Annotated in this window: 4 protein-coding genes; 2 read left to right on the top strand and 2 right to left on the bottom strand. The window is 72.5% G+C overall.

Annotated elements, in window-relative coordinates:
• Both EEJ42_RS00165 and EEJ42_RS00160 read right to left on the bottom strand, forming a co-directional pair.
• Positions 1 to 497 (bottom strand): response regulator (locus EEJ42_RS00165; RefSeq protein ID WP_221179292.1); only part of this gene is annotated, 497 nt, incomplete at its 3' end.
• Positions 481 to 1869, bottom strand: coding sequence for a sensor histidine kinase (locus EEJ42_RS00160; RefSeq protein ID WP_246095923.1), 1389 nt, complete (start codon positions 1867 to 1869; stop codon positions 481 to 483). The genes EEJ42_RS00160 and EEJ42_RS00165, both read right to left, overlap by 17 nt.
• A 398-nt stretch (positions 1870 to 2267) precedes the next feature.
• On the opposite strand from EEJ42_RS00160, the gene EEJ42_RS00155 reads away from it, so the two are divergent.
• On the top strand, positions 2268 to 2858 hold the full coding sequence (locus EEJ42_RS00155; RefSeq protein WP_184502860.1) for an Ig-like domain-containing protein: 591 nt from the start codon (positions 2268 to 2270) through the stop codon (positions 2856 to 2858).
• A 477-nt stretch (positions 2859 to 3335) separates the two neighbouring features.
• Positions 3336 to 5477 carry a beta strand repeat-containing protein gene (locus EEJ42_RS00150; protein ID WP_123098001.1) on the top strand — a complete coding sequence of 714 codons (2142 nt, stop codon included), beginning with the start codon at positions 3336 to 3338 and terminating at the stop codon, positions 5475 to 5477.
• The last annotated feature ends 36 nt before the right edge of the window (positions 5478 to 5513 follow it).

Here is a 5513-nt window from a genome sequence, read left to right as displayed (position 1 = left end):
GCCGCGCCGCGCCGCCCGGCCAGGGCGCCGGCGCCGCCCGCCGCGAGATGCGCGACCACCCGGGCGGCGACCTTCGGTGACAGATAGGCGGCGCCGTCGGCCACCGCGCGGACCCCCGCGATCAGCTCCTCGGGCTCACCCGACTTGATCAGGAACCCGGCGGCGCCACCGCCGAGCGCCCGCAGGATGTAGTCGTCCTCCCCGAACGTCGTCAGCATGATCACCCCGGTCTCCGGCACCGTCCTGCGGATCTCCTCCGCCGCCTCGATACCGCCCATCACCGGCATCCGGATGTCGAGCACGGCGACCTGCGGGCGGTGCCGCCGCACCAACTCCACGGCGTCCCGGCCGTCGGCGGCCTCCGCCACGACGTCGATGGCCGGATCGGTGGCCAGGACGGCGCGTACGCCCGCGCGGATCATCGCCTCGTCGTCGGCGACCAGCACCCGGATCACCGGCGGCCCACCGGGCTCGGGCGGCTCATGGCGTGAGGGCATCGCGCGCCACCAGAACGTCCCCGCGGAAGCACAGCCGGTACGCGTCCCCGGAGCGGTCGTCGAAACGATCCGCCGTCATCGCGTAGTACTCGCATCGGATGCCCCGTCCCTCCGGTTCGGCGGCCGAGGGGTGATGCGCCATCTGACGGTCCGGCAGCACCCGCTCCACCTCGGAGCGATCCTGCCCCACCCGTAGCCGGGCGAAGTCACCCGGGTCCAGCACCGCGCGCGACGCCGTCACCCGCTCCCACCCCATCAGCGCGGCGCTCAGGCCCGCCCCGGTCACCAGCGGCACCATGACCGCCGCGACCAGCACCCGCCGCACCCGGTGCCGCGCCCGCCGGTGCTCCTGGCGGACCGGCGGAGCGGTCGGCTCCGGAGGCGTGTGCGGAAGCCGGGCCTCGACGGCGAAGCCGCCGCCCCGGGAGTTCTGGGTGGCCTGGGGGTCCTGGGTGTCCTGGGGGTCCTGGGGGCCGTACGCGAACGAGCCCCCGGCCCGCCGTACGCGCTCATCGAGCCCACTGAGCCCCCGCCCCCCGCCCCGCGTACGAGGCCCCGTCGCACCGGTCGCCGTGTTCTCCACCCGGACGAACGTCTCCTCCTCCCCGTACGCCACCCGCACGGTCACCGCCGCGCCGGGCGCGTGCTTGGCGGCGTTCGTCAGCGCCTCCTGGACGACGCGGTACGCGGCCCGCTCCACCTGCGGCGGCAGTCCCGTATCCGCCCCCTCGGCGCGGAGTTCGACGGCCAGCCCGGCGGCGGCCGCCTCGTCGACCAATGACGCGATGCCACCGGGGGACTCCTGCTCGCGCAGCACCCCGATCACCTCGCCGAGCCGGTCCACCGCGACCGCCGCCCGCGCCCTGATCTCCTGCGCGGTCCGCCGATGGCGCTCCTCCAGCCCCGGCGCCAGCTTCAGCGCACCCGCCGACAGCGCGATCAGGCTGAGGTCGTGCCCGAGGGCGTCATGCATGTCCTGCGCGATCCGCGCCCGCTCCCGCAGCCTGGCCCGCTCGGCGATCAACCACCGCTCGCGCTCCGCCTGTTCGGCCCGCTCCCAGCCCGCCCGTACCAGCTCGGCGTACTGCCGCCGGAAACGCCCCGCGAACCACGGCACCATCACGCCGCACACCACCACCCCCACGAACCGGCTCCCCAGCCCGAGCAGGGACGGCACCACCGCCGCCGAGACGACCCCCGCCGAGACCACCCCCACGAACACCACGACCGCGGCCCCCGTCCGCCCGCGCCCCCGGCCCACCCCGTACGCGGCCACCGCGGTCGGCACCACCCACCACAGGCTCAGCACGCTCACCCCGGCCCCAACGGCCACCCCCGCCGCCACCAACCGACCCTGCGTAATCGTCTTCACCGGCCAGACGCTACGGAACCCCGGGCCCGCCGGACACTGCCGAAAGTCCAACGTCGGCCGGGGCGCTCGGCGGTGACCGTCGCCCGCGCGGTGCGCACCGATCAGGAAACCCGCGCTCGACGGTACCCGCGGTGCACACGGCGCGAGCCGCCGAGCGCTGCGCCATTCAGGGCAATTCACCCCCGCGTACCTGGCGTTGTGCCATCACCCGCGCGCCTACTGGTGCTACAGACCGGTGGGTTCCACATCTGCCGGGGGACGGTGACGCGGGCAGGGCCCGGCGTCGATCGCCGTACATGTGCACCCCCTGGCTTCCGATGCGCCGCCGCCGCGCCCCGACCAGGCGCCGACCTGGCGACCCAACGGCCCACCACCTCACCTCACTTGGAGGGCCCATCATGGCTACCCCCACCATCACCCTGGTGTCGGCAACGCCGAACCCGGCCACGGCCGGGCAGTCGGTCACACTCACCGCCACCGTGATCCCGCTCGGCGCCGGAACCCCCACCGGCACCGTCACCTTCACCATCACCGGCGGCCCCACCCTGACGGGGACCCTGTCGGGCGGCACGACCTCGGTCACCGCCACCGGGCTCAGCGTCGGCATCCACCCCGTCGTCGCCGTCTACAGCGGCGACACCAACTTCCTCTCCTCCACCGCCGCCACCCTCATCGTGGTCGGCCAGGCCTCGACGACGACGTCGGTGACGTCCAGCCCGGACCCGTCGACGCTCGGTCAGTCGGTGACGTTCACGGCCACCGTCACACCGGTCGCACCCGGCTCGGGCTCCCCGTCCGGCACGATGACCTTCGTCATCGGCGGCTCGGGCGGCGGTACCTTCACCCGGCCCGTGACGGCCGGCGTGGCGACACTGACGCTCACCACCCTGGGCGTCGGCACCCACCCCGCGATCGCCATCTACAGCGGCGACAGCAGCTTCCTGCCGTCCTCCGGCGTCGACACCCACACGGTGAACCCCGCCTCCTAGCCCGCGCCTCCGCCCGGCCGACCGGCACTGAGCCCCGCCACCGCCCCTCGGGCAGTGGCGGGGCTCAGTCACTCGTCGAGGACGGCCGGGAGGGAGGTCGGGACCTGGGGGACGCGCCCCCGACGCGCCCCCTCGACGTGAACGCGCGCAACGCCCGCGCAGCGCCCGCGCGGTGCGCACCGGCCGCGGAACCCGCGCTCGACGGTACGCGCGGCGCACGCGGCGCGAGCCGCTGAGCGCTGCGCCATTCAGGGCAATTCGCCCGCCCGCCTATGGTGCTGCACCGCCATCGCGCGCCTACTGGTGCTACAGACCGGTGGGTTCCACATCTGCCGGGGGACGGCGACGCGAACAAGCCGCGGTGTCAATCGCCGTATTGAGCACCCCCTAGCACCCGATGCGCCGCTACGCCTGGCTCAAGGCTGCGCGCGGCGAACAACGGCCCACCAGCAATTCCCACCACTCGGAGGGCCCACCATGGCAACTGGAACCATCACCTTGGTGACCGTGTCGCCGAACCCGGCGGTATTCGGCCAGCCAGTCACTCTCACCGCCACTGTGATCCCGCTCGGACCCGGAACGCCCACCGGCACCGTCACCTTCGCCATCAGCAACGATGGTCCCCCCTTGACCGGGACGTTGACCGGGGGCACGACCTCGGTGACCGTCAGCGGTCTGAGCGTCGGCGCTCACAGCGTGGTCGCCACCTACAGTGGCGACGGCACCTTCGCTCCCTCCTCCCGCACCACTGTCAGCCACGTCATCCGGGCGTCGACGACGACGTCGGTGAGTTCCTCGCCGGACCCGTCGGTGTTCGGGCAGCCGGTGACGTTCACGGCCACGGTGACACCGGTGGCGCCTGGTGCGGGGGTGCCGACGGGGTCGGTCACCTTCTTCATCGGCGGTACCGGGGGCGGCTCGTTCACCCAGCCTTTGTCGGGCGGTACGGCGACCTTCACCACCAGCACCCTCGGCGTCGGTTCGCACTCCGTGACCGCCCTTTACACCGGGAGCACCAGCTTCCTGCCGTCCTCCGGCACCGACACTCATCAGGTGCAAGGCAAGGCGTCGACAACGACAACGGTGGGTTCTTCGCCGGACCCGTCGGTGTTCGGGCAGTCGGTGACGTTCACGGCCTTGGTGGCGCCGGTCGTTCCCGCGACGGGGACACCGACGGGGTCGGTCACCTTCGTCATCAGCGGTACCGGGGGCGGCTCGTTCACCCAGCCGCTGTCGGGCGGCGTGGCCACCCTCACGCTCAATACTCTGGGCGTCGGCGTGCACAATGTGACCGCCACCTACAACGGTGACCCCAACTTCAACACCTCGTCGGGGACGGACACGCAGACGGTGGCCAAGTCGCTGACGACCACTNACAACGGTGACCCCAACTTCAACACCTCGTCGGGGACGGACACGCAGACGGTGGCCAAGTCGCTGACGACCACTTCGGTGAGTTCGTCGCCGAATCCGTCGACGTTCGGGCAGTCGGTGGCGTTCACGGCCACGGTGGCGCCGGTGGCGCCTGGTGCGGGGGTGCCGACGGGGTCGGTCACCTTCGTCATCAGCGGTACCGGGGGCGGCTCGTTCACCCAGCCGCTGTCGGGTGGTACGGCCACGTTGAACCTCAGCACGCTGGGCGCCGGCCCCCACACCGTGACCGCCACCTACAGTGGCGACGGCAACTTCCTCACCTCGATCGGGGCGAGCGCGCACCTGGTGAACCAGTCGCCGACGACCACCTCGGTGAGTTCGTCGCCGAATCCGTCGACGTTCGGGCAGTCGGTGGCGTTCACGGCCACGGTGGCGCCGGTGGCGCCTGGTGCGGGGACACCGACGGGGTCGGTCACCTTCGTCATCAGCGGTACCGGCGGCGGCTCGTTCACCCAGGCGCTGTCGGGCGGTACGGCCACGTTCACCACCACGAGTCTGGGCGCCGGCCCCCACACCGTGACCGCCACCTACAGTGGCGACCTCGACTTCGCCGTGTCGTCCGGGACGAGCACGCACCTGGTGAACCAGTCGTCGACGACGACATCGGTGAGCGGGACACCCGATCCGTCGACGTTCGGGCAGCCGGTCACGTTCACGGTCGCGGTGGCGCCGGTCGCCCCTGGCGCGGGGACGCCGACGGGCCTGGTCGACGTCGTCATCGACGGTCCCGGGGGCGGCACCTTCCCCGGGACGTTGGTGGGCGGCACGGCCACGGTGATCGTCACCTCCCTGGAGGTCGGTACGCACAACGTGACCGCCAACTACCTCGGTGACCTCAACTTCGCCACGTCGTCGGGGACCGACACGCAGACGGTGGACGAGGCGTCGACAACGACCACGGTCACCTCCTTCCCCGACCCCTCCACGCAAGGACAGACGGTCGCCTACATCGCCTTCGTAAGCCCCGTGGCCCCCGGGGCCGGAGTCCCCACGGGGTCGGTCAACTTCGTCGTCACCGACGGCACGAACACCGTCAGCGGGACCGGGGTGCTGGACCTCGCCGGTGTCGCCGTCTTCACCGACAGCACGCTGCCGGCGGGCTCGTACACCGTCACCGCGACCTACCCCGGAGACGGCAACTTCACCGGGTCGAGTGACACCGACACACAGACCATCAACCCGTAACCCGACCAGCACCGAGCCCCGCCACCGCCCGAGGGG

This window comes from Streptomyces botrytidirepellens, from assembly GCF_003721215.1.
GTDB lineage: Bacteria > Actinomycetota > Actinomycetes > Streptomycetales > Streptomycetaceae > Streptomyces > Streptomyces himastatinicus.
The sequence above is the reverse complement of the archived record's forward strand: the minus strand, read 5'-3'. Positions and strand labels throughout refer to the sequence as shown.

Coding starts and splice junctions, on each gene's coding strand:
- EEJ42_RS00155 (WP_184502860.1), top strand. CDS start 2,268: ATGGCTACCCCCACCATCACCCTGGTGTCGGCAACGCCGAACCCGGCC.